Below are 24,471 nucleotides of genomic sequence, written 5' to 3'. Positions count from 1 at the left end.
GGCGAGGCCCTCGACGATCGCGGTCTTGCCGACGCCGGCCTCGCCGATCAGCACCGGGTTGTTCTTGGTGCGACGGCTGAGGATCTCGATGGCCTGCTCGATCTCGTCGACGCGTCCGATCACGGGGTCGAGCTCGCCGTTCTCGGCGAGCGCGGTGAGGTCGGTGCCGAACTTCTCGAGCATCGGGGTCGCGGATGCCGCTGAGCCGGTGCCTGCGGCATCCGTCTGCTGCTCGGTGCCGGGCTCGCCCATGACCGTGTCGCGCACGCTCTGGGTGAGCGCCTCAGCGGTGACGCCGGCGCGCGCCAGCACCTGGCCGGCGGGGGCGTCCTGCCCGAGCACGAGCGCGAAGAAGAGGTGCTCGGGGTCGATGTAGGTCGAACCGGCCGAGCGCGCCACCTGGTAGCTGTGGAACAGCGCGCGGCTGGCGCTCGGCGTGATCGTGGCCGCGTTGATGTCGGCAGGGTCGGATGCCGCGGGCAGGCGCGCCTCCGTCGCGGTGATGAGCCGCTCGGGGGCCACGCCGATGCGGGCGACGGCCTGCTTCACGCTCTCGTCCTCGACGATCACGCGCAGGATGTGCAGGGCGTCGAGCTCGGTCTGGCCGCGCTCGAGCGCGAAACGTCCTGCCTGCTGCAGGATGCCTTGCGTGCGGGCGGTCAGGAACCGGCTGAGGTCGATCGACCGAGCCTGTCGCGCCTGCTCACCCGCAAGGTACCGGCTGAGGAACTCGTCGAACGAGCTCGCGCCGGCTTCGGGGTTGAAGTCTTCGGGCACCAATCCTCCTGGGAACTTGAGTTGGATACGCTCAAGTTCAACAAGGAGCGGGCGCGGGTATTCCCGGTGTCACTCCCGGAATTGTTCGACGCGATCGGAATCGGATGGACAGACTGGGCAGCGTATCGTGCCGCCGGAAACTCCTACACAGCTCGGCGCATCACACAGAATCGGCTGACCCGAAACCCATCTGTCGCGCGTCAAAGAGCGTGAGCCTTGCAAGTGTTTCTGCCGAGAACGGCTGCCGCCGCGCGAGCAATGAGGCAGCCTTGACGAGAAAGTCAACGGGAACGTTCGTGCCGGTCACGGTTCCTGCAGCGAATTCGACGACGGCCTGAGGGACGTCTTCATCATGGGCATCGCTGACAATGACCTCCGGGACGTGAAAATCATCATCGATTAGGTCGCGAATACTCTCGACGTCGCTACGAACCTCGCCTGGGTTCTCTCCGGCAACTTCCAACTTCCGAGACAACCCATGCAACTTGACCGCGTGCAGAGCGAACTGGCGGAGTTCCCCTGAAATCTCGTCCCATCGTGCTTCAGCGCCACCGTCCCGCCCACGCAGCCGTCGCCCGTCCGATGAAACGAAGAGCGCCCAAGATGCGATGTCGGCACTTAGCAACTGGGATCGCATCCGCCACTGAGCCGGCCGAGCTGAAAAGTCGTCTGCCGCGAGCTCGTCTGGATTCGCAGCAAGAAGTGCTCGCTTGCCGAGCAGCCGGTGTGCGTTGGGAGTCACGAGAGGCGTCAAATCGTAACCTTCGAGAACCCCCGCCAAGTTCTCAATACGTTCAAGCGTCAAGGTGGAGCCAAATGCTTCCCAAAGCCCGTCGGCTACGACACTGGAAGCGCGCGCAAGAAGGTATGGCAACACGATGCCCAGCTCGCCATCCGAAAGCGGGTCTTCGCGAATCTGCTCAAGCACCTCCGCCGACAGTTCTGCGTCGAAGAACGTGGAGAGCAGGGAGGCAGTTCGATTCAATCGTTCCGCTGTTGCACCGACGAACAGATCTTCCACAGTTTCTTGGAATGCATCGAGGGCGACCCTGGGATCGCCACTCTCGACCGTGCCAATCCGCTCTGCCTCTCTCGAACTTAATAGACCACGACCTCCTCGAATGAGATTCGTGCGAACCAGGTTCGAAAGCTGAGAGTCGGAGCGACTTGGGTCTCGCTCCTCCGTAATTCGCGCGACCGAAGCCACTTCGGTCGCGAGGGAGCGAGTCGTCCTCGGCAGGCGTTCGCGAAGGGCAGTGAGAACCTCTTCGCTCTCCTCCGTCAGCCCAAGAAGCACCGGCTCCTGATCAGAAAGGCCCAGAATGTCGGAGCTGTCGAGAACCGCGCCTAGTGAGCCGCGTAGAAAGATCCGGCGTTCATGTCGCTGACCTTGCTCGTTCCACCCGACCACGAGGTCTGGAATATATGTGTGATTGAAGTAACTGGTTTGCCGCACGGTGAGGGTCGGGTCCAGATGCAGGATTTCGCTCGAGACTGCGTTCTTGACGCCCTCCACGATGTCGTCAGGCCGGGTTGCTGACATAGCCCTACGAACGGCGTCGACCACCGAGATTGTTTCGTCGGTCATCATTTCGTCTTTCTCTGGAGGACGGATTCCACGGATGACAACTCAGAAGGCGTGAGAGTCAACTCATGCTGGCGCTCGTTGAGGACGAGTAGCCATATGCGATCAGACATTGTTGTCAGCAACTCCTCATCCAGAGCGCGACCGCCGAGGATGCCAGATTGGTCCCGTTCGAGCGCCTTCTTAATTCGCTCCCGGGAAGTCAGTGACAGCCATTTGCCTTGATCGAACGGATATGTGGTCACCCACATGAACTCGGCCTTGGGGTCGCCAACGTCCTCCATCTGTTTCGCCGTTGCGCTATAGGCAATCGCTAGGAAGTCGTCATACGCCTTCTTCTGGCCCCCAACGACCGTATAAGTCTTGACCTCAACGAACAGCTCGTGATGACGCTCGTAGATCTGCCCGCGAAGGTCAAACGTCTGTTTGCTGTCGTCGAGACAAGTAACAGTGCAGCCCGGAGCAAACCTGTAAGCGTCAAGGCCAAGAGAAAGATAGGTCGTGCTCTCAAGCCATGTTTTTGCGGCGAATACCCCCGTGCGACCTTGCTCGTGCGCAGCCTCTGCTCGTAATGCCAACTTCCGACCCCTGTCACCATCGCCACTAGCCAAGCTGGGCTCAGCATATGACACCGGTGTCATCGTGAGCTGCCTCCCGAAAGGGGATGGTGATCGACACGTCGACGCTAGCGCGACCCACGGACGTCCCATCAGTTCCGAGGCCAACTGAACAAATCGAGAACCCATTTCTCCTGACTAGGCCATCGTCGAGCGCACAGCGTGCGGGATCGAAGCTGGATTCGCCAGTGGAGCAACAACCTACGGATGAGGGCGCAGTAGAAGGACGACCGCTAGGCCCAAATCGCGGGCTCGAAGAACAAACAATTGGAGGAGCGAAGTTGAAATTGCTCTCCGAGAGTTGCGCATACTGCTCATTCGCATGGTCGTCGGTAGGCGGCAAGGCAGCCGCGTCGGTGGCCCCCGGAGTCAAGCACACAGGACTGACGCGCAGGAGAATTCCCGTCAAGTCAGACTATTCAACAGAGCTACTTTGGCTGAACCCAGCGCGAAGGTGATGGGGCGTCGGCGGGGCCAAATAAGCTTGCACCGTGACCCGCCAGGATGAGTCCCTCCAGCTTGCAGAAGACCTTCTCAAGGACGTGGAGCTAGCAGAAACGTCGACATCGCGACGCGTTCTAAAGGCGATGCGCCTCGCCCGCCTGGCTCGCAACGCAGACGCGCAGGTTTGGCTTGGTTACGAGATCAATGGCCTACCTGGCGATGACGCGGGGCGCCGCTGGATGTCGCTCACCAAGCGGTGGACAGACAGGGCAAACGATAAGGGCTATTGGAGCTCTTCTGCGCATATCGAGTCGACACGAGACGCGACGCAAACCGCACTGGTCGGACACTCAGCTCAAGCTAGTCTCTCGGGCGATTACGTCGCTCTGGCGATGAGCAATCGCGCCCAGCAGATCAATACTTCTTCCAAGTTGATCGCCAGCCTGGGGCAGGTATTGAGCGCTGTAGATGCGCAGATCTACCAGTTCGCCGCGGAAACCTACGCCGAGTTGAAGTTCAGTGAGCTGCAGGCGACGCTTTTCGAGCAATCGCGCGCAGCCGTCGATGGTCGCCTGTCAGGGATGACTGGAGACGCATTGAAGGCGATCGATAGCGTGGCTGAACGGTTGGGGACCAATGACTCGACCGCTATCAGCCAAGCCATGACAACCTGCCGCCAACTCATCGACGCTGTAGCTGATCATGTGTTTGTCGCTCGAGACGAACCCTACGACGTGGGTGGTGGGCGCCTGTTGGAGGTCAAAGCGGACAAGGTGAAGAACCGCCTCAACGCATATATTCACGAGCGTGGAGTTTCAGGGGGGCGCGCAGCGCGAATCGGCAACAATTTGAACCACGTCTACGATCGAATTTCCGCCGCCGTACACAAGACCGATGTAGTTACTGGTCACGAGGCCCGATATCTCTTTCTGAGTACGTACATCGTCCTTGGAGAAATTCTCACGCTAGACCGCGAGGCGTTGCCCGAAATGGCCGGGATTGTCGAAGCTGACGAACATATTGATGTGTCATAGCAGCCACCGCCTTCCAAGGCCGTGCGGCGCGTGGCATTCGGGTGGCGCCAGGGCCGATTGAGCGAGCACTAACCAAGGTGACGCCGTGGGGCCATGAATATGTCACGCGTCACGAAACCCCCGCTCGCCGAGGTGTGACGAATGCTGCGTTGCCCGAGGCATCACTGCCCCACGACCTGCTCCTGAGTCCCGTTTTAGGCGTAGCTGATTTGCGACGGGTAGCCCTGCCCGCGGGTTCGGATGGCACCACCGCGGGTCGCGAGACTTACATCACGCTCAGGGCGCCGGTTGCTCGTAGATCAACGATCTGGCGGCTAGCAATCGGACCTCTTCAGCGAATCGCTACGACAGCCCGGCGCATTCGTCGACTACCTGATGAGGCCTGCTGGTCGGATTCGGGCTGATGGGAAGTCGGCGTGAGGAGCTACGGGATCTTGGCCTACAGCTTCGGCGATTAACTTCTGAAGAGCAATTGCAGGTGCTGAGCCGAACCCATCTGCTTCCCAAGTGCACGTCTCCTCTTCCGACGTCAACGGGAATGCACCGGCCATTCGATGAAACGTCACCGAGGTAAGGGTAAGGAGCGCGTCGAGTACAACGCTCATGTCAGGAGCCTGGAACACCCACTCGCTTTGATCGATTGAATCCAGAACGGCACCTGTCGGAATTGCCCCCTTTGAACTAGCTTCGCCGTGAAGCACGACTGCGACCGTCCTCATTTCCACGAGTGTCCGAGTGCCCCAGTCGAAGACCACCTGCTGCTGGGGGTGCGCCAGGAGGGTTCGAAAGTTGCGGGCCTCAAGAAGAAGCGACACAGCTTGCTCCTGCTTCCAGAAGTTCGGTCGACTTGCCCACCACGCAAGGAATTTCTCGACACTGCTTATCGGCGGGTCTACGCCGAAGACCTTGATGCGCCCGTGAACCGACGCAAGTGCGCCAAGGGTGGAGTAGAGGTGTTCAAAGAATCCGTGAGCGATCTCGAAGAGGTCTTCCTGCATTTCTGCATTGGGCTGAAGCGAAATACCCAAGCCGCTTCTCGGGATACTCGCTACCCGCGATCGATATTGGTCTCGCTTCTTGACGAGCCTCTGCACCATCTCCGCGTAATGCCGCACTGCTTGCCGCTGCTTGCGATCGAGCTTTGCGTGCTCGGCATGATGGATCGGATAAACGAAGCTAGACCACGTGATTGTCTCCGACTCCATTGACTGCACATGGAGATCATGCCAGAAGGCCATCAGGTGATGTCAGACCGCCGGCTGGGCTAATCACCACTGACGCAAGAAGCCGTGCAGCGCCAAGAGCTCTTCGTCGGACCGGCGTAGCGCGCGGTGTCGGCGCCGGTGGGGGCGAATACTTTATGTGGCCATAAACGTCTGAGTGGACTCATGAGCTGGGTCTTGTTACCAGGGTCAGATGCGCTGATCGCCGAGTTCTGCGGGTCAGCAGAAGTGCCCAAGGCGGGGCACACGCACGGATCGGGGTCTACCCCGATTCACGCCAACGATATATCGTTGATATATCGTCGAGACCGGGCGACCGCCCGGTTCAGGGAGGACATCATGAGCGCTTCGTACATGGGCGACAACTTCACCGGCGGCTCAGGCGGGTGGGGGCAGGGCCGCTCCGGGCCGAATCTGTGGGAGGCCATGGAGCAACTCCGCGGCATGTTCGAGCAGAAGGTCGCACCGCGCATGGGCCGCGGCGACGTTCGCGCGGCGGTGCTCTCGCTCCTCGCCGAGAAGCCGATGCACGGCTACCAGATCATCAGCGAGATCGCCGAGCGCAGCGGCGGCGCGTGGAAGCCGAGCGCGGGCTCGGTGTATCCGACGCTGCAGCTGCTCGCCGACGAGGGGCTCATCAGCGCCGAGGAGTCGAACGGCCGCAAGACGTACTCGCTCACCGAGGCGGGACGGGTCGAGGTCGAGGCATCCGCTGATCGTGACGCGCCGTGGAAGACCTCAAGCTCGCGCGAATCCGGCAGCATGGGGGCGCTTCCGAAGGCCGGCATCGAGCTCGCACAGGCGGCGGCGCAGGTGCAGCGCACGGGCACTCCCGAGCAGGTCAAGCAGGCGGTCGAGGCGCTCGACGAGGCGCGTCGTCGTCTCTACTCGATCCTCGCGCAGGACTGACCTCGGTGGCCTCGGCACGTCGGGGTCCTGGGGACCCGACGCCCGATGTCGGCAACACGCGTGCCCGCTACCGGCGGATCCTGCGGTTCGCCGCGCGATACATCGTGCAGACGTGGTGGTACGAGCTCGTGCTGCCGCGCTTCGGCCTGGCGAAGGTCGCCGCGCGCGGGCGGGAGGCGCGGCTGACCCGCATCGCCCAGCGCTTCCACGTGCTCGCGGTCGACCTCGGCGGCCTCATGATCAAGGTCGGCCAGTACCTCTCGTCGCGGCTCGACATCCTGCCGCCCGAGATCACGAAGGAGCTCGCCGGCCTCCAGGACGAAGTGCCGCCCGTGCCGTTCGACGCGATCCGGCGCCTCGCGAGCGCCGAGCTGGGCGTGCCACTCGAGCAGGCGTACACGTCGTTCGACCCCGAACCGCTCGCCGCGGCATCCCTCGGTCAGGCGCACCGCGCCACGCTCGCACCGATCGACGCCGCCGACATGGGATACGACGAGGCCGTCGTCAAGGTGCAGCGACCGGGCATCGAGACGATCGTCGACGTCGACCTGTCGGCGCTGCGCCGCGTCGCCGGGTGGCTCAGCCGCGTGCGATTCGTCGCGAACCACGTCGACCTCCCCTCGCTCGTCGAGGAGTTCGCCGTCACGAGCCTGCAGGAGATCGACTACCTGCAGGAGGCGGGCAACGCCGAGCGGTTCGCCGCGAGCTTCGCCGGCGACCCGCGCGTCGCCGCGCCCGAAGTCGTCTGGGAGCGCACGACGCGCCGCGTGCTGACGCTCGCCGATGTGACGGCGATCAAGATCAACGACCGCGAGGCCCTGCTGGCGGCGGGCATCGACCCGAAGGCGGTCGCGAAGCAGTTCGCGGCCGTCATGTTCGACCAGCTCTTCCGCGACGGCTTCTTCCACGCCGACCCGCACCCCGGCAACATCTTCGTCACGCCGGTCGAGCAGTTGTCGGATGCCGCGTGGGCACCGGATGCCGCGACGCGGGCGTCATCCCCCACAGCCTCCGCCGCGGCATCCGCTGGCTCCCCCTCCTCCCTCGACTGGCGGCTCACCTTCATCGACTTCGGCATGATGGGCGAGGTGCCCGACACGCTGCGCCGCGGACTGCAGCAGCTGTTGCTCGCGGTCGCCGCGCGTGACGGCAAGCGCCTGGTCGACAGCATCCGTGGCGTCGGCATCCTGCTGCCGTCGGCCGACACCGAGGAACTCGAGCGGGCGATGTCCGAGCTGTTCGCGCGCTTCGGGGGCATGGGCCTCGCCGAGGTGCGGCAGATCGACGAGCGCGAGCTGCGCAGCTTCGCGATCGAGTTCGGCGAGGTGATGCGGGCGCTGCCGTTCCAGCTGCCCGAGAACTTCCTGCTCATCATCCGGGCGATGTCGCTGACGTCGGGCCTCTGCAGCTCGCTCGACCCCGACTTCAACATGTGGGACGCGGTCGAGCCCTACGCCGGCAAGCTCCTGCGCGACGAGCGCGGCAACATCGTGCAGGCGCTCGGCAAGGAGGCGCTCACCTTCGCCACGACTGTCGCACGGATGCCGCAGCGCTTCGATGCCCTCGCGGACCGCATCGAGGAGGGACGCCTCGTCGCCAACTCCCCACGCATCGAGCGGCGCCTCGCGAAGCTCGAGCGCACGGCCGGCCGGATCGTCTCGGCGGTCGTCTTCGTCGGCCTCTTTATCGGCGGCATCCTGCTGCGCCTCGACGAGCCGGTGTGGGGCGTCGCGCTGATGGTGGTGTCGGCGATCCCGCTGCTGCACGCCGTGTTCGGCGGGATGTTCGGGCGGCGCGGGCGCGGCTGAGGGGGCTCGCCCCAGGCCCGAAAAGGGGACTGGTCCTCCTCGTTGAGGCGCGCAAGAATAGGCGCCCAGGGGTTCGGGCTCGGTACGGAGTCACCATGAGGTTCTTCTTCGATGCGACGGCGACCGGCACAGCCGGAACGGAGTTCTTCGCAACGCCGTCGTACCTGGCTCTCACCACAGTTTCGGAAGAACCCGCCGGCACCACGTACCTCTACTTGACGCCCGGACCGATTCCCAACTCGATGACCATTCACGCGTGCTGGGGAAACGAGCTCGACGGGTGGATTCCGCTTCTTACCGACGAAGTCCGTGCCGCCGATTGGCACCAATTCCTCTGGGCTACCTATCCGACCGTCGGCTACCTCATGGACAACGCCCGCGAGGAGAGGTACGGCGCCCCTGGTCTGGATCGGGTGATCGATCCCGACGACATGAATCCGAAGTGGTGCATGTCGCTGTCGGTGGGGAATATCGCTCCGCCGGATGTCGTCACTCAGGAGAGTGCGCGCGAATTTCTTCGAACGCCTCGGTTACGGGACGGGTACTCGTCTTTATTGGAGGCCAGCTTCGCGGCTGCGCGCGAGGTGATGACCGCGAAGCCATCGACCGCGAGCTTCACGCGGCTGTTTGGCAAGGAGTATCTGCGCTCCCAAAAGGCAGCCCTGATCTGGACGAGCGAATGGATGCCTCGCATCTCCGGGCTCTTTGGATGACCGCTACGAGCGTCAGGGATCGTTGGCGAAGGGCGTGAACGGCTGGCTCACCTTGCGAACCGCGAGCGCGGCGGCAATCATTTCGATCACCTCGCGTTCCTCACGAGTAACGCTTGTTCCGAAGATCGGCATCACCTCGGCGATGTTCTTCGCGAGCTGCACCATCGTGTTGCGGAAGACCTCGGCTTGAGCCGGATCCACTTTTGCCTCGATGGCGCCGCGAGCCTGTTCGAGGATCGTCGCGAAGTCCATCCCCGCCGCCATCGCCGATTCAAGCTTCGGGATTGTCGAGGGTTCGTTCGCAGCGGCCATGACGTCGCGCGTGAAGGCGTCTTGCGGGCGGAACGGCGCCTTCGCGATGCTCTTCGCGCTGCTGCCGAACACGTTCGCTTCGGGATACGAGAACTTCCCGTCTGCATAGGCGACCGCGTAGAGGACCACGAGCGGTACGAAGACCACATTGTCCCACTCGGTCTCAGTGAGTCCATGTCGGGTCATAGTCACTCCTTTGAGGGRTCGCGCGGATGTAGCGGAGCTCGTCGACCGCGTTGCTCACGGAGTCTCCTCTGAGATGCGATCGCACGCAAGGTTTTCTCAGTTTCGTCGCTCGGCCTCGACTGGATTCCTCCGAGGTCTCCCCTGACCGGTCCTATGGTCGCCAAATGGCGGCGTCCGCTCCCGTCCGGCGCTCTTGTTCACGGTCCCCGGCGTCCGCTTCCGGGCGGCACGGTCACCGGCCGGAATCGAGCGGCGACGCCGATGCCACACATCTCGGAGGTCGGCTGATCAGAAATTGCGATCGATGTTGTTCGTTTCGAGCTTCGGAAGCGCCACGAGGCGTGACACAGATGCCGCAGCGCTTCGGTGCCATCGTGGACCGCGTCGAGGAGGGACGCCTCGTCGCCAACTCCCCGCTCATCGAGCGGCGCCTCGCGAAGCTCGAGCGCACGGCCGGCCGGATCGTCTCGGCGGTCGTCTTCGTCGGCCTCTTCATCGGCAGCATCCTGCTCCGCCTCRACGAGCCGGTGTGGGCGTCGCACTCATGGTCGTGTCGGTGATCCCGCTGCTGCACGCCATGTTCGGCGGGGTGTTCGCGCGACGCGGGCGCGGGTGATCTCCAGCAGGCGCGCTCTAGGGCTTCGCCGTCACCACCGTTGATGCGAGATCACAGAAGCGATCTACCACCCTCAATACCCGGACTCGAGCCGCAGGTCGGTCCTCGCGCCCGCCGTGAATGCGTCTACCGCCGCACGCGCCACCTCCCGAAGCTCGGCGCGTTCGACCTCGTCCTTACTCTTGTCCTTCGCTCCTGAGTAGACGAGTGTCTTTCCGCGTACCGCTTCGCCCAGCGCAATCATTTCCTTCGGAGCAAGCATCTCGATCACGTACTGCGCGGTCGACAGTTCGGTCTTGATCTCTTCTTCCGTCCAGCCGCCGACGGATTCGCCTCGAGCGAGGTAACGCAGTTTCCGGGCGGCGGTGAGGAGCTGAGCGTACGCAGCCATCCGTTCATCTCTTGCAGCTTTCAGCGCATTTTGAGCGCGGGCCTGCTTTGTGTCCCTCGATGCGATGAGGCTGCCGGCAAGTGCAGCTGCCCCACCAATGAGAGCGCCGATCAGACCCGCTGCGAGAGCGATCCATCCGTCCATCCGAAGCCTCCAAGCCTCTGCTGCAACGTGATCCATCGCCCGCGAGCCGACGCCGCTCAACTACAACGAGTTCCAGCGGGCATCGAACCACCGGCGAGGGCGGTCTCAGTATCGTCGTAGGGACCGTCGCCATGGTGCAGGTTGCAGGCTCGCCGCGGCCGTGACGGATGCCGAGCCGGCCGCGGCATCGATGCCGCACGACCTGCTCCTCGCCACGTTCACCGCCGTACAGATCTGCACCGCACTGCCGGGATCGCGCGGGTTCGGCAGCGCGACCTGTCGATCTGCGGCTGAGGACGTTCGTGCCCCCAGTTCTGGGGCGAGTGCCGCCCGGGCGGCGCGAAGTGGGCGTCGCAACCGCCATCATGGGCGTGGGACCGTCGTAGACGCCGAAACAGCCAGTCAGCCACCCCCTCACAAGAGAGACCCGACGTCGATGACCACGACTCTGCCCGAAATCGCACCTGCCACTGGGACTGAACTCGCACCCATCGAGGCCATCACGCTGGAAGCGGAGCTCAACGACGAGACCGCCACGCGTGATATCGCGAAGGCCGTTAGCGCGCGTCATTCGATCGCCCGCAAATATGTCTTGCGCCTTCGCCGCCGGCATCCAGACGCGACTCCCGCCGAAGTGATCCGGATGCTCGAGCGAAGCTACGCCACCGCGATAACGACCGCAGGTGCAGTCATCGCGGCAGGCGCGATCGCGGCTGATGTCGCGATCGCGATGATTCCCATCGCCGGGCCTGCAACAGCTGGCGTCAAGAGCGCGAGCCAACGGGCGGCGAAGAAGGCTGGCAAAGAGGCTGCGAAGTCTGCCGTGAAAGTAGCCGCAAAGGGCGTGGCGCTGGGTGCTGCGAAGAGCGGGGCTCAACATGTCGCAGGCCTCCTACCCGCGGGCGATGAGCAGTTGCAGTTCGAGATCACCGCGATCTTCGGCCTCGCAATCGCCGACATCCACGGAATGGAGCTCGACCAGGCTCAGGCTCACGCACTTGTCTACGGTCTGACGAACGAACGCGTCAGCCAGCAGCAGATCGCGATGATGGCCACGGACATCGCGACAGTGTCTGCGGGAGGCGTCGTTGATGTCGGCCACCGAGTCGCCGCTGGCCGCACGGACTGGTCGCATTGGGCGAACACACTCGCGGACACGCTCCCTGGAGGGGCGGCGCAGAGCCTGGTGCGAACCATCCAGACAGGCCAGCTGGACGCCGTGCGCGAGAACCTCAGCGGGAAGCAGCAGGCAACGGTCGAATACGGAGTCGCCGCATTGGCAGGCGGTGTAACGCGCTTCGCTTTCGGTCGCGAGGTCATCAACGCCGCCCGGGTGGCGTTCGCGGATGCGCCGGAGCTGTTCCCGGCGCACCTGACCAGTGCCATCAAGGGAACTTCCGCCACCAGCGACCTCGACGCCGAGCCAAACCGTGCTCTCGCCGCCCTCGAGGACGCCGCGACGGCGACGGGAGGCTGGATTGCCAACACCGCGGGGACAGTGGGAGGCAGCGTCGCGAGCGMTACCGGCAACGTCACGCGCGCGTTCCGGAGCGTCGACATCGACGGGGACGGGATCCCCGACGAGCCGCGGGCGCTCACGACCGTGAAGGGTGTGGGCGGGAGCGTCGCGGGTCTGTTCAAGTCGAAGAAGCGCGACGTGCAGCCGACCGGGTCGCCTACCCAGGACGAGGATGCGGTCGGACAGAGCCCCGAGAGCCAATCGTGAAACAGCCCATCGTCACCGTCATTCTCGCCGTCGCCTCGGTCTACCTCCTCGCCGGATGCACGAGCACCGAAGGCCTCGATAATTACGAACAGCCCAACCTCGAGCCCGTTGAGGCCGTACCCGACCCACCCGCCGAGGCTCCGCCCGCCGAGTACAGCGACCCTGTCGAGGCGTGGGGATGCTACTGGGATCCGACCATGAACGACGACTGGCACGACGACTACATGTGCACCAACGGCGCCTCCTACGACCGCCCGTACCTCATCCCCGAGGACTCGTACGTAGAACGGTGGGAGATCGACGAGGCTGCACACGCATACGAAGCCGCGCTGAACTCATGAGCACCTCGGCCTGAGCAGGTCGCCGTCAGTCAGTGGCTTCGGCCGTGACGAATCGCCCGCGGCATCCGTGTCCAACGGCCTGCTCGCCTGTGCACGACCGCCATCACAGTTCCCAGCATCATCTCTTGCTACGCAGGGCAAGTCATTCGACATCGATGTTCGAATGCACCGCGGCATCTCACTCGGAGGGTCCGATCATGACAGTACTTCTGAAGAGCATCGCCCCTTGGGTGGGTGGCGCGCTCATGGCGGTGATCGGGCTCGGCGTGGCCAGCGCGCTGGGGGTCAGCCTGTACCCGATGAACCAGACCGATAGGAGCCAACCGGTTCTGCTGAAGTCGATCACCGACATCAGCGAATACCACGCCGCGGTCGGCAACTTCGAGGTGGTGGTCGACAAGGACGAGGATGGCGCGGATTGGCTGCCTGATCTTATTACCGGACGACGGACGCTGCTCGTGGCGGCGGGCACTGTCGACGCATATGTCGATCTGTCGAGCCTCGCCGTCACCGACCTGACGCTGTCAGATGACGGCAAATCGGTGACGGTCCGGCTACCGGATGCGCAACTCGACAAGCCCAACCTCGATCACGATCGGACCTACGTATTCGCCCAGGACCGTGGTGTTCTCGACCGGATCGCCGACGCGATGGAGACCCCTCAGCAGGCGAAGTATTTCGCGCTCGCCGAGACGAAGCTGGCAGCCGCAGCCGGCGAGTCGGAGTTGCAGCAACGTGCGGTCGACAACACCAAGGCCATGCTGACCGGGATGTTCAACTCGCTCGGAGTCGACGTCAGGTTCCTCGACGAGTAGTTCGATCTGGCAAAGCGCCTCGTCGCGAACTCGCCGCGGATCGAGCGGCGCCTGGCGAAGCTCGAGCGCACCGCCGGCCGGATCGTCTCGGCGGTCGTCTTCGTCGGCCTCTTCATCGGCGGCATCCTGCTCCGGCTCGACGAGCCGGTGTGGGGCGTGGCGCTGATGATCGTGTCGGTGATCCCGCTGCTGCACGCGGTGTTCGGCGGGATGTTCGGGCGGCGCGGGCGCGGGTGATCGGCACTCACCACAGCTCCACGTTCACCGGCGATCGAGCACGATGGCCGCGGGGAATCGCTTGAGCACGGGCCGGAACGGCGCCTTCGCGAGCCGCTCCGCCGCCGCGCCGTCGACGATTCGTGGATGTCCGAGCTCGACGTCACGCCCCTTCCACCGAAGCGACGCCCCGCCCGCCGCCACGACGTTCCGCGCCCAGTTGGTCTTCGCGCCCCACGGCAGGCCGATCATCACGATGGACGCATCCGCCGTCGGCACCACCGCGATCGGGGTCTCGTAGGCGGTGCCGCTGCGACGTCCGCGATGGCGAACGAGCGCCCAGAGCGGCACCCAGCGGCGACCTGCCAGGGCCCGCGCGACCGGTGCAGTCGCGTTCGYCAGACGGCGCGGCGGCCCACCGCCGACGCGCGCCTCGGGTGGTCGGGACTGTTCAGAGATCTCGTTCATACAGGGGGAACGGATGAGCAGCGGCGGATGTGACATCCGACAGCGACATCCGCGCTTGGCAATCCGTGCTTGCGTCACATTCAACCCGGGTGGATCGTCTTCTTGTCATGACCGATTTCGCTGACCTGTGGACCGCGCACCGCCACGTCGTCCGCGACGTCGCCTACCGAGCGCTCGGATCTGTCGCCGAGGCGGAGGATGTCACCCAGGAGACGTACCTCCGGCTGCTCGCCCGCAGCGACGAGCCCGACGCGGAGCCGCTCGACGAACCGCGCGCGTGGCTGATCACGGTCGCGTCCCGGCTCGCGATCGACCGGCTTCGCGCGCACGAGCACTCCCGTCGCGCCTACGTCGGGCCCTGGCTGCCCGAACCGATCGTCACCGACGAGCGGACGCTTCCCGAGGACCGCGTCACACTCGACGACTCGGTGCGGATGGCGCTGCTCGTCGTGCTCGAACAACTCACGCCCGCGGAGCGCACGGCGTTCCTCCTCCACGACGTCTTCGACCTCGACTTCGACCGCATCGCCGACGTCCTCGGCGTGAGCCCGGCGAGCGCGCGCCAGTCCGCGTCACGCGCGCGGAAGCGGATCGCTGCGCAGGGCGTGGCCCGGTTCTCCATCGATCCCGCCGCTGCCCGACGACTGTCGGAGCGATTCGCGGCGGCGGCGTCCGACGGTGACCTCGCCGGGCTGGTCGCAGTGCTTGCGGAGGATGTCTCGGGCCACTTCGACTCCGGCGGCACCTTCCCCGACGCCACGACCGAGGTCGTCGTCGGCGCCGCGACGGTCGCCCGGCAGTTCTTCGCCGCGGTCGGCGGGCTTGGTCTCGACTTCGAGGCCGCGGAGGTGAACGCCGAGCCCGGGATCGTCGTTCGCCGGCGGGGTCGCGTCATCGCCGTGCTCGCGCTCGAGTTCGCCGACGACCGGATCTCGGCCATCCACGGCATCGGGAATCCGAAGAAGCTCACCCACGTGCACTGAGTGCTCCGGGCGGTCTGCGACCGCGCCCCTAGACTCACGACGTGACCCAGCACCCTCGCACCGCGATCACCGGCGGCACCGGCTTCGTCGGACGCCACCTGGCCGAGCGGCTCGGGCCCGCGGCATCCGTCATCATCTCTCGACGCACCGGCGTCGACACCGGTGACGTCGACGCGCTGACGCGGGCCTTCGCGGGGTGCGAGGTCGTGGCGCACTGCGCGGGCATCAACCGCGAGATCGGCGGCCAGACCTACCGGCGCGTGCACATCKAGGGCACCGCGAACGTGATCGAGGCGGCCAAGCAGGCCGGAGTGCGCAAGGTCATCATGCTGAGCTTCCTGCGGGCGCGGCCCGACTGCGGATCGCCGTACCACGAGTCGAAGTGGGCGGCCGAGGAGCTCGTCCGCGACTCGGGACTCGACTACACGATCCTCAAGGCCGGCATGATCTACGGCCGCGGCGACCACCTCATCGACCACCTCAGCCACACCGTGCAGACCTTGCCGGTGTTCGCGACCGTCGGCTTCCGCGAGAAGCCCATCCGGCCCATCCCGATCGACGACCTGACCGACATCCTCGTCGCCGCGATCGACGGCCGGATGCCCCGGGCGACCGTCGCGGTCGTCGGCGCCGAGCAGCTGCTGCTGTCGACGGCGGTGCGGCGCGTGGCATCCGTCGTCGGCCGTCGCGTGGTCGTCGTGCCGTGGCCGGTGTGGGCGCAGTACGCGCTCGCGCAGGTGACCGAGTGGACCATGAAGGTGCCGCTCGTCGCGAAGGCGCAGGTGCGCATGCTGGCCGAGGGCGTGACGGATGCCGCGCCGCCCGCGGCATCCGTGCCCGACGACCTTCGCCCGCGGCGCAGGTTCACGGCCGAGCAGATTCGGGAGTCGCTGCCCGAGCCCGGCGGGTTCGGGTGGAAGGACCTGCGGGTCAGCGGCTGAGCGGGAGGCCGCGGCATCCGGCTGGTCCCGATTGCGTCTATTGCGTCTATTGCGTATGTTGCGTCGGCACCGTCGTCGACCGGCTCATCGACTCACTGAGGCCCACGGCGACCAGGGCACCGGCGCAGAGAATTCCCGCGAGCACGATCAGTTGGAAACGACCGGCCTCGATCGGTGATGCGCCGGCGAACACCGCGCCGACGAAGGCGCCCGGCAGCACCACGAGACCGGTCGTTCGCGTCTGGTCGACTGAGGGGATGAGCGCTTCACGCACGGCGATGCGGGCGATATCGATGGTGGATTGCCGCGGCGTTGCCCCGAGCGCAAGCCAACCCTCGACCTCGTCGCGACGTGCCACGACGGACGAGTGGTGGTGTCGCCCCGTCAGCGTGGTGATCGTCATCGTGTTGCCCACGACGATTCCGCCGATCGCGAGGACGTACTGCGGCGTCAGCTGCACCGCCCCCGACACGAAGATGACCGCGAGCGTCACGATGGCGGAACCTGCCATGACCCCCGCGATCGTCAGCAGCATCCGCCAGTCGGCGTGCAGGCGGCGGCCGGCCGTGAGGATCGCGGCCAGCAGCATCACACCCAGCGCCAGCCAGACCCAGAGAAGCTCCTCGATGACGATCGAGAGCACGAGACTCAAGGCGGCGAGCTGCACGGCGGCCCGCAGGATGGCGAACGCTCCGGCGTACCACTGCTTCACGCCATAGAGCCGCAGCGCGATCGCGGTGATCGCCACCAGCGCGCTGACGCCGATCAACGTCGAGAGGGCAACGCTCCAGTCCATGCGGCAGACTCTACGGCCAGATCGTGCTCAGGCGCGTCGGGGCATCCGCGGGTCTGCCGAGACACACGCGCGGGCTCAGGCGCGTCCCTTGAGGATCATGTGCCAGTACACCCAGGGCAGGATGTGCCGGTCGAAGAGCCACGAGAGGCGGCGCTCGCGAGACAGCGACTTCCAGAACGGGATCGTGGGCTTCAGCCGGTACTGGTCGTCGAACTCGGCGAAGACGACCGTGGAGCGCGCGACCGTGATCGGGCAGACGGTGTAGCCGTCGTAGCGAGACGCGGGCTCCTTCCCGTCGAGCACGGCCAGCACGTTCTCGGCGAGGACCTTGGTCTGCTTGCGCAGCGCGCCACCCGACTTGGAGTTGCGAGTCGCCGCAGCGTCGCCGAGCGCCCAGACGTTGTCGTAGCGCACGTGGCGGAGCGTCTCGGGGTCGACCTCGACGAACCCTCCGGAATCGCCGGCGGCCGGGAGGCTCGTCGACTTCAGCCAGTCGGGAGCTGATTGGGGCGGCACGGCATTCAGCACGTCGTACTGCAGGCGCTCGCTCGCTCCACCGCCGCCGACGGGGCCGACAGCGACGGGGCCGATCTCGGCGGTGCGGTTCGCTCCGTCGACCGAGCGCAGCTCGGTTCCGGTTCGAAGCTCGATGCCGTACTCGGCGATCTTCCGCTCGAGCTCCCGGTCGATCTCCGGGATCCCGAACACGGTTGGGTCGGGCACGATCATCACGACACGGATGTCACTGAGCACGCCAGTCGCGCGCCAGTAGTCGCACGCCAGGTACATGGGCTTCTGCGACGCACCGGCGCACTTCGCCGGCCCCGGCGGCTGCGTGAAGACGGCGGTTCCGCGGCGCAGGTCGCGGAGGAGGCGAGACGCCTTGGGCACCAGCTCGAATTCGTAGTGCGATGCGACCGACGGTGTGCTCAGGGCGGCGGTGAGGCCGGGGACACGGTCCCAGTCCAGCTGCATCCCGGGGCACACGATCAGGTGGTCGTACGTGACGCGACGACCCGACGCGAGCACGACGGCGTCGTCGTCGGGGTCGAGATCCACGACGGCCTCCCGGATCCACCCCACGCCCTTGGGCATGACGGAAGCCTGCGACCGCACCGTCATGCTGGCGCGAGCGACGCCACCGGCCGCGTGCGAGAACAACGGCTGGAAGCGATGCTGGTCACGTGGTTCGATCACCACCACGTCACCGACGCCGTGCCGATGGAGTCGCCCGGCGACCGAGAGTCCCGCGTTGCCTCCGCCGATGATCACGATGCGGTGGTGAGTCATGACTGCCTCCTTGGAACGTCGATGCGCAGCCGGATCCGAACCTATGCGCCGCTCCGCGACGAAGCGACCGCTTGACTCGACGGGCGTCGAGTGCTCGCTGGGTCTACCTGGCTTTGGGGCCAACCTCGACGTTCGTTGTCGTCGACTGCCCATCGGCGGCGCTGCAGGCGCGGGTGCCCGCGGGTGATCGGGGCTGCGACTCGTCCTCCACAGGGGGCTGGTGGGCGGAGTTGTTGACAGGGTTAATGGCTGGTCAGGAGCGATTTCATACGCGATCGGATGTCGGTGGGTGGGTGCATGATCGAAGCATGGAAGAGTTCCCGCCGTCGCACCCGGCACCGGCGCTGTCAGCGCAGGCAGCTGCGCGGGTGCCGGCGCCGCAGTCGATGACGTCGCCGGGCGCGGTCGGCCTCGTCGCGCTCGAGCGCGATGTCGCCGCGCTGGGCGAAGCGTGGGCGGGCTCGATGCCGGCGGGGGGCGCCGTGCGTGGCGACGTGCAGCTCGAGGTGGAGCAGATGAGCGACACCGGGCTCATGCGGGTCACCGATGCGCTGGCGCTGGTCCGGCGCGACATCGACGCGGTGCTGGCCAGGGTCGCCGCCGAGGTGACGAAGCGATCTGGGCCCGAGTTCGGCGACATCGGGTTGGCGAAGGCCCAGGGGTTCCACAACCCGGCGCGACTGATCGCCGCGTCCACCGGCGCGTCGCGGGCCGATGCGCAACGACTGATCACCGTCGGCAGCGTCACCGCACAACGGCAGACCTTCAGCGGTGAGCGCCTCCCGTCGCGGCATCCGCACGTGGCMGCTGCCCTGGCGGCCGCGAAGATCGGCATCGAGGCGGCATCCGCGATCACCTCGATGCTCGACCGCGCGTCGGCACGGGCGGAGGCGGGTCGGGTCGATCACATCGAGGCGGCGCTCGTCGCACTGGCTGTGCAGGTGCCGCTCGAGACGCTCCTTCGCGGCGTTCGCGAAGCAGAGGCACGGCTCGACCCCGACGGCGTCGAGCCGCGAGAAGACGAGCTCCGCATGGAGCGTTCGCTGACGATGCGCGAAGACGGCCACGGCATGGTGCACCTGCACGCCCGCCTCGACCCCGAGAGCGCCGCACCGGTGAAGACGGCGATCGAGGTGCTCGTGAGCGACGTGCTGCGCCGACGCCAGGCCGGCGACGGCGATGGCGTAGGCGAAGGCGCCGCTGTCGTGGATGACCGACGTTCGATTCCGCAGATCCAGGCGGATGCGCTCGCGGCGCTCGCCCGGCACACGCTCGGCTGCGCGCAGACGCTCACGCCGCTCGCGAAGACGACGGTGGTCGTTCGCGTCGACCTCGACACGCTGGTCAGCGGACTCGGTCACGCGCAGATCGACGGCCTCGATCAGCCCGTCTGCGCCGCGACGGCCCGTCGCATGGCGGCTGACGCCGAACTCGTCCCCGCCGTCCTCGGCGGCGACAGCATCCCACTCGACCTCGGACGGGCCGCCCGGCTGTTCAGCAAGGCGCAACGACTCGCACTCGGCGAGCGCGACGGCGGCTGCGCCTCGTGCGGTCAGAACATCGCCTACGTCGAAGCCCACCACATCGCCTGGTGGGAACGGCATGCGGGCCCGACTGACCTCTCGAACGGGGTGATGCTCTGCAGCTTCTGCCACCACATGATCCACCGCGAGGGGTGGCAGATCCTTCCGAGCCCGAACGAGGTGTGGTTCATCCCGCCACCGCACGTTGACCCGGCGCAGGTTCCCCGACTCGGCGGCCGGGCGCGCTTCGAGCTGCGCGAGGAGAGGGCGGCGTGACCAGCGCCGATCAGGCGAGCCGGTTGCGCGCAGCCAGTATTGCCTCCGCAAATCTCGCGGCGCCGTAGCAGCGAACCTTCAACACCGTCTCGAGGGTGGTGATCGCCACGATATTGGTGAAGAGTCCCCGGAGGACCTTCACATCGGTGACCTTCGCGAGCGGCACGCTGACGTCGAGGGTCCCCGAGTGCATCAGACGGTTCATCCCGTTCGCTGAGAAGCTGACGGTGCGCGTGGTGAGCGTGACCCGGCCGCCGACCCACAAACCGCCCCAGGCGGAGCGGAACAGCGAGACCACCGGCACGGTCACGTGGACGTTCACGTCTTCGACCAGCGCGTTGGCGATCTTGCTCACGAGCACCTCTTCGTGCATACGGTCATTGTGGCCTGCCGAGGCGACTCCTTCGGCCCCCGCACTGGGGCGGCCCAGATCCCGATCAACCGGGTGATGGGGCATAGGGTCGCGGATGGGGGCACCTGCTCCCGCCCCGCGATCCGGATCCCTAGCCTCAGCGAGGGGCCACGGCATGGTCACGACCTCGTTGTCTATGCCGAGCGCGATCCGACTGCGTCCCGCGCGACGCCGAGGGGCTGGTCATGCGGAACATGGAGTGGGCGAACGTCGCGGCGGCTGCGGTCGCAGCGACCGTCATCGCGATGCTGAGCGGATGCGTCGCCGCACCCGTGAGCGTCAGCGAATCGGCCGAGCCCACGGCATCCGGCACCGCGCTCGACCCCGCGCTTCGCGCCCAACTCGAGACGGCCCTCGACGACGGGTTCGCGGCATCCGGAATACCCGGCGTGATCGTCGGGATGTGGATCCCCGGCGAGGACGAATGGATCTCGGCGCGAGGCACGGCCGACGTCGAGACGGGCGAGCCGATGGGCCGCGACAACCAGCAGAAGATCGGCAGCATCACCAAGACCATCGTGGGCACGGTCATGCTGCAGGTGATCGGCGAGCCCGAATTCGACGTGAGTCTCGACGACACGCTCGACCGGTGGTATCCCGACTTCCCCGAGGCGTCGAACATCACCGTGCGGATGCTGCTGAACCAGTCGAGCGGCATCGGCGAGTCCGGCCGGGCGCAGGTCGACCGCATCTGCAGCGCCCCGCAGGCCATTCCGACGTCCGACGAACTCATCGCGGTCGGCGCGGCGACGCCTCGCGCCGACTTCGCGCCGGGCGAGGGATTCGAGTACGCCAACACGAACTACTTCCTCCTCGGCGGCATCCTCGAGCAGGTCACCGGCACCGACCTCGCGACCCTCATCCGCGACCGCATCACCGAGCCGTTCGGCATGGACCGCAGCCGGTTCGCTCCCGACGGGCAGGTCGCCGCTCCCCTGGCCCACGGGTACTCGCTCTTCTGCCCCGAACTCGGCGAGCCCGTCGACACCGTCGACTGGTCGAACGGAGAGAGCTGGGCGGGCGGCGCCATGGTCTCGACCCTCGACGACCTCCACGCGTGGGGCGAGGCCCTCGGCGAGGGTGCCGGCGTCACTCCCGAGCTGCAGGCCGCGCGGTATGCGGATCTCGCGCCGGTCCCCGGAAATTCCGGGGCGGGCTACGGCCTCGGTGCGGGCGTCGAGTACGACGTCGACAGCGGGTGCGTCACGAGCGTCTCGCACGCGGGAGCCGAACCCGGGTACGGCACCAGCGTGGCGTACTACCCGGAGACCGGCGCGGTCTTCGCGATGCTCGGCAACGGCGACGGCGGAACCGGCGAGGCAGTGCTCGAGGTCACGAAGGCGCTGGCGCCGCTGCTCGGTCGCGTGCTCAAGGGCTCGCCGACCGAGCCGTGCGCCGCCCCTTGGGGATGACTTCGCCGACAGTGTCGACGCCCGGTTGCGCCGGTTTCGTCGACGCCTCGTGCCCGAAATGCTCACGGAGCGCGGCCGAGCCACATTCGCAGGATGTTCCGCACCAACGCGCCCTGCCGAGATGAATCCGCGGGGCACATCGGATACAGCCGCTGTGGTCCCGGGTCGAGGAGTGCCCGTGCATCGACCAGAGCTGTCGGTCGTTGGTGGTCCGCCACCCAGGACCGCCCGCCGGTTGAGTGACCAGTTCCGATATGGCAGCCGCCGGCATTGCCGATCGGCTGGATCAGGTCACGCTCACGCTGGGACGGAATCGCTCCAGTGGCGGGAATGGACCCGGCGTCATTCGCGCCCACCCGCAAGAGCGGATTGTTCAGGTACGGCGCCAGCGATTCGCGCAGCACAGGGTCCGCGAACCGCCTGAGCCGAACTGCCGCATCGCCCATGTTGAGGTCGTTCAGCGCTTCCGCTCCGTTGGTGCGGATGGTGGCGGTCTGGTTTGGGAACTGCACCTGATAGACCAAGAACAACGTCTCTCCAGGATCGCCGGCTCGCGTCGCCGATCGACGCTCGAATCCCAGCACTTCGCCCCGGAACCACCCTTGACGGCCTCCCAGTCGAGCGGTCGAGCGCACCAGGATGACGTCACCGGGAGCGAGCGCGAAGTCCGCTTCCACCGGTCCCGCGCCTGGAGAGCCGGGGGTCGGCGGTTCGTCACCACTGGGCAGGGGTTGGCCCTTGGCCATCGCCTCCGGAACAAGCGCCTTCATGCTCGTCGCTTCATCGATGCCGAGCTTGGAATCTTCGAGCTCGAGCGGGGAACCCTTGACCAACCGCAGCGCCGCCACCAACGATCGAGAGGTGGATAGGTCGAAGAGCCGGAAGCGATCCGACTGAAGGAGTCGCACCTCACTGACCGGACCGACGGTCGCATCGCCAGCGTCTGGGAACCTCGCCCGGTTCATGAACGGCAAGAGTCGAAGCGCGATCATCAGTCGAGCCATCGCGGCGAAGTTCATCGCCATGGTGAGTCGGGGAGTCACGCTGAAGTGGCTTCGCACCAGCTTCCCACCCTCGAACTCGAGCTCGACAAGGGAGCCGGCCAGGCTGGCGCTCGGGCGCAGGCGCAGATCCATCCACGTCTGAAGCTTCGCGTCGAGATCGGCGAGCCAGCTGAACCCGGTTGCACTCAGAGTAAGGCCGAGGAATGGCTCGTAGTGGAGCGAGAGATGACCCGAAATTGCGCCTTCGTGAAGCGTCGCCGTCAACTTCAGGCGCCCGTCGAAGCGCGCGGCGATCGCTTCGGCCGCCCTACCGAAATGTGCCCCGCCGAAGCCGGCGCCCCACCTCGCACCGTAGAGCGCACCCGGGAGTCCACCGACAAGTCCGACGGCGCCACCGAGCAGTCCGCCATGGATGCCGCCGATCGCTGCCCCGATCATGCCGGCCGTGGCGTGGGAGGGCCGCTTGGCGGCGATGAGAGCACCCGCGATCTCACCCCTCACCGGCGACAAGGTCAGTCCGGCGTCGACCTTCCCACCATCTTCTGCACCGATACGCCCGGCCACGGAGAGCCATTTCGCCGCGGGGACAGGTGGGATGCTCAGTTGGCCCGCGCCGATCTTGAGCTTGTTCAGCTCCTCGGTGTCAAGCTTCCACGTGCGGGGCGTCTCGGAGAACACGATGGGGAGCGACCCTTCCTGGGGCAGCTCGACCTCGGCGTTCTCGGCCGCAGTGGCGGGCGGTGCGGGCTGCGCTGCAGGACCGACTTGTGGCGGTGCGCCCGCCGGCGGGCCGGCGTCGGCCGGCGCATGCTGCCGCTGAACCTGACGCGTCACGGATGCGGCGAACTGCTCGCCCGGATCGGACGGCATGCGCGTCTGGTCGACGGGTACGGGACGACTGCTCTGCCCGTCCAACCAGCTCCGACGCTGCAGCTGGAGTGCCACCGCGCGATTGCCCGCTGTCGACTGCAGGCGCTGCATGACCGGCACGGACCCATGGGGGAACGGATCCTCGGAAACAGGGGCGATTCCGGCGTGCGGCGTGGTCGGCCGAACGGAACTGACCGAACCGGCCGAACCGTGCGAACGGCGGGAACAGGTCGAGGGGCTGGAGGGCGCCTCGAGCAGTGAAGCTGCGGCAGTCGCCACACGACCACTGTCCGCCCGGACTGCGCGTCGCGCTGGTTCGAACGGGAAGCCGGAAGCGCGCGGGAAGCTGCCTCAAAGGGCGACCGCGAGCACGTCGCCCATGGAGAGGCTGCATCTCTCGTCGTAGACGCGCCGGATCGCCGCAGGGCAGTCCTCCCCATTCCCGCGGCATCCGTGGCGTGGATAGGCTCGCGGCGCGCGCAGATGCGGCGATCACCTGGGGGCGTACTGCGGTACCCACCATCACGAATTCGGAGAACTGCCATGAAGACGTTCAGGAAGACCATCGCCGGGGGCGCCGTGGCGCTCGCGATCGCCGGGATCTGCGCCATCGCGCCCGCCACCGCGGCGAGCGCCACG

23 protein-coding genes are annotated in these 24,471 nt (G+C 66.3%); 12 read left to right on the top strand and 11 right to left on the bottom strand.

Features of this window, described 5'->3' with window-relative positions:
* From AC1DY2_RS01715 to AC1DY2_RS01705, 3 genes are all read right to left on the bottom strand, one after another.
* On the bottom strand, positions 1–777 hold a 777-nt coding region (locus tag AC1DY2_RS01715), incomplete at its 3' end, for a Clp protease N-terminal domain-containing protein (RefSeq protein ID WP_476760848.1).
* A gap of 160 nt (positions 778–937) precedes the next feature.
* The gene (locus tag AC1DY2_RS01710; RefSeq protein WP_476760847.1) at positions 938–2,368 is read right to left on the bottom strand and encodes a hypothetical protein; all 1,431 of its coding nucleotides are present in this window, start codon (positions 2,366–2,368) and stop codon (positions 938–940) included.
* Entirely contained in the window at positions 2,365–2,994 is a 630-nt protein-coding gene (locus AC1DY2_RS01705) for a hypothetical protein (RefSeq protein ID WP_476760846.1), read from the bottom strand. Before AC1DY2_RS01705 ends, AC1DY2_RS01710 begins: the two co-directional genes overlap by 4 nt.
* A 476-nt stretch (positions 2,995–3,470) precedes the next feature.
* On the opposite strand from AC1DY2_RS01705, the gene AC1DY2_RS01700 reads away from it, so the two are divergent.
* On the top strand, positions 3,471–4,457 hold the full coding sequence (locus AC1DY2_RS01700; RefSeq protein WP_476760845.1) for an AbiTii domain-containing protein: 987 nt from the start codon (positions 3,471–3,473) through the stop codon (positions 4,455–4,457).
* 368 nt (positions 4,458–4,825) lie between these two features.
* Here AC1DY2_RS01700 and AC1DY2_RS01695 read toward each other — a convergent pair whose 3' ends face one another.
* Entirely contained in the window at positions 4,826–5,695 is an 870-nt protein-coding gene (locus AC1DY2_RS01695) for a hypothetical protein (RefSeq protein ID WP_476760844.1), read from the bottom strand.
* Between the two features lie 324 nt (positions 5,696–6,019).
* On the opposite strand from AC1DY2_RS01695, the gene AC1DY2_RS01690 reads away from it, so the two are divergent.
* The 3 genes from AC1DY2_RS01690 (at position 6,020) to AC1DY2_RS01680 (ending at position 9,110) form a co-directional block, all read left to right on the top strand.
* Positions 6,020–6,589 (top strand): PadR family transcriptional regulator, encoded by a 570-nt coding sequence (locus AC1DY2_RS01690; protein ID WP_476760843.1) that lies wholly within the window; start codon positions 6,020–6,022, stop codon positions 6,587–6,589.
* Positions 6,590–6,594: 5 nt separating this feature from the next.
* The gene (locus tag AC1DY2_RS01685; protein WP_476760842.1) at positions 6,595–8,397 is read left to right on the top strand and encodes an ABC1 kinase family protein; all 1,803 of its coding nucleotides are present in this window, start codon (positions 6,595–6,597) and stop codon (positions 8,395–8,397) included.
* 95 nt (positions 8,398–8,492) lie between these two features.
* Entirely contained in the window at positions 8,493–9,110 is a 618-nt protein-coding gene (locus tag AC1DY2_RS01680; RefSeq protein WP_476760841.1) for a hypothetical protein, read from the top strand.
* 12 nt (positions 9,111–9,122) lie between these two features.
* On the opposite strand, the gene AC1DY2_RS01675 is transcribed toward AC1DY2_RS01680, so the two are convergent.
* The gene (locus AC1DY2_RS01675; RefSeq protein ID WP_476760840.1) at positions 9,123–9,608 is read right to left on the bottom strand and encodes a hypothetical protein; all 486 of its coding nucleotides are present in this window, start codon (positions 9,606–9,608) and stop codon (positions 9,123–9,125) included.
* 350 nt (positions 9,609–9,958) lie between these two features.
* Between AC1DY2_RS01675 and AC1DY2_RS01670 the strand changes: the two genes are divergently transcribed.
* On the top strand, positions 9,959–10,168 hold the full coding sequence (locus AC1DY2_RS01670) for a hypothetical protein (RefSeq protein ID WP_476760839.1): 210 nt from the start codon (positions 9,959–9,961) through the stop codon (positions 10,166–10,168).
* Between the two features lie 129 nt (positions 10,169–10,297).
* Here AC1DY2_RS01670 and AC1DY2_RS01665 read toward each other — a convergent pair whose 3' ends face one another.
* Complete coding sequence (locus AC1DY2_RS01665) at positions 10,298–10,759, bottom strand: hypothetical protein (protein WP_476760838.1); 462 nt, start codon at positions 10,757–10,759, stop codon at positions 10,298–10,300.
* A 436-nt stretch (positions 10,760–11,195) separates the two neighbouring features.
* Here AC1DY2_RS01665 and AC1DY2_RS01660 point away from each other — a divergent pair, with 436 nt between their 5' ends.
* The 3 genes from AC1DY2_RS01660 to AC1DY2_RS01650 all read left to right on the top strand — a co-directional run bounded on the left by AC1DY2_RS01660 (position 11,196) and on the right by AC1DY2_RS01650 (position 13,641).
* On the top strand, positions 11,196–12,485 hold the full coding sequence (locus tag AC1DY2_RS01660) for a hypothetical protein (RefSeq protein ID WP_476760837.1): 1,290 nt from the start codon (positions 11,196–11,198) through the stop codon (positions 12,483–12,485).
* The gene (locus AC1DY2_RS01655) at positions 12,482–12,826 is read left to right on the top strand and encodes a hypothetical protein (RefSeq protein ID WP_476760836.1); all 345 of its coding nucleotides are present in this window, start codon (positions 12,482–12,484) and stop codon (positions 12,824–12,826) included. Before AC1DY2_RS01660 ends, AC1DY2_RS01655 begins: the two co-directional genes overlap by 4 nt.
* Before the next feature lie 197 nt (positions 12,827–13,023).
* Entirely contained in the window at positions 13,024–13,641 is a 618-nt protein-coding gene (locus AC1DY2_RS01650) for a DUF4230 domain-containing protein (RefSeq protein WP_476760835.1), read from the top strand.
* A 261-nt stretch (positions 13,642–13,902) separates the two neighbouring features.
* On the opposite strand, the gene AC1DY2_RS01645 is transcribed toward AC1DY2_RS01650, so the two are convergent.
* Complete coding sequence (locus AC1DY2_RS01645; protein ID WP_476760834.1) at positions 13,903–14,208, bottom strand: nitroreductase family deazaflavin-dependent oxidoreductase; 306 nt, start codon at positions 14,206–14,208, stop codon at positions 13,903–13,905.
* A gap of 224 nt (positions 14,209–14,432) precedes the next feature.
* Here AC1DY2_RS01645 and sigJ point away from each other — a divergent pair, with 224 nt between their 5' ends.
* Entirely contained in the window at positions 14,433–15,308 is an 876-nt protein-coding gene (sigJ, locus tag AC1DY2_RS01640; protein ID WP_476760833.1) for an RNA polymerase sigma factor SigJ, read from the top strand.
* A gap of 41 nt (positions 15,309–15,349) precedes the next feature.
* Entirely contained in the window at positions 15,350–16,249 is a 900-nt protein-coding gene (locus AC1DY2_RS01635) for an SDR family oxidoreductase (RefSeq protein ID WP_476760832.1), read from the top strand.
* Between the two features lie 46 nt (positions 16,250–16,295).
* Here AC1DY2_RS01635 and AC1DY2_RS01630 read toward each other — a convergent pair whose 3' ends face one another.
* Positions 16,296–17,045 (bottom strand): ABC transporter permease, encoded by a 750-nt coding sequence (locus tag AC1DY2_RS01630; RefSeq protein WP_476760831.1) that lies wholly within the window; start codon positions 17,043–17,045, stop codon positions 16,296–16,298.
* Between the two features lie 75 nt (positions 17,046–17,120).
* On the bottom strand, positions 17,121–18,335 hold the full coding sequence (locus tag AC1DY2_RS01625) for an NAD(P)/FAD-dependent oxidoreductase (protein WP_476760830.1): 1,215 nt from the start codon (positions 18,333–18,335) through the stop codon (positions 17,121–17,123).
* 308 nt (positions 18,336–18,643) lie between these two features.
* On the opposite strand from AC1DY2_RS01625, the gene AC1DY2_RS01620 reads away from it, so the two are divergent.
* Complete coding sequence (locus AC1DY2_RS01620) at positions 18,644–20,134, top strand: HNH endonuclease signature motif containing protein (RefSeq protein WP_476760829.1); 1,491 nt, start codon at positions 18,644–18,646, stop codon at positions 20,132–20,134.
* Positions 20,135–20,144: 10 nt separating this feature from the next.
* Here AC1DY2_RS01620 and AC1DY2_RS01615 read toward each other — a convergent pair whose 3' ends face one another.
* The gene (locus AC1DY2_RS01615; RefSeq protein WP_476760828.1) at positions 20,145–20,507 is read right to left on the bottom strand and encodes a hypothetical protein; all 363 of its coding nucleotides are present in this window, start codon (positions 20,505–20,507) and stop codon (positions 20,145–20,147) included.
* A 224-nt stretch (positions 20,508–20,731) separates the two neighbouring features.
* Between AC1DY2_RS01615 and AC1DY2_RS01610 the strand changes: the two genes are divergently transcribed.
* Entirely contained in the window at positions 20,732–21,958 is a 1,227-nt protein-coding gene (locus tag AC1DY2_RS01610; protein WP_476760827.1) for a serine hydrolase domain-containing protein, read from the top strand.
* 62 nt (positions 21,959–22,020) lie between these two features.
* Here AC1DY2_RS01610 and AC1DY2_RS01605 read toward each other — a convergent pair whose 3' ends face one another.
* Positions 22,021–23,952 carry a hypothetical protein gene (locus tag AC1DY2_RS01605; RefSeq protein WP_476760826.1) on the bottom strand — a complete coding sequence of 644 codons (1,932 nt, stop codon included), beginning with the start codon at positions 23,950–23,952 and terminating at the stop codon, positions 22,021–22,023.
* Positions 23,953–24,471 lie beyond the last annotated feature (519 nt).

This window comes from Agromyces sp. P1_H4 (genome assembly GCF_056405255.1).
The sequence above is the reverse complement of the archived record's forward strand: the minus strand, read 5'-3'. Positions and strand labels throughout refer to the sequence as shown.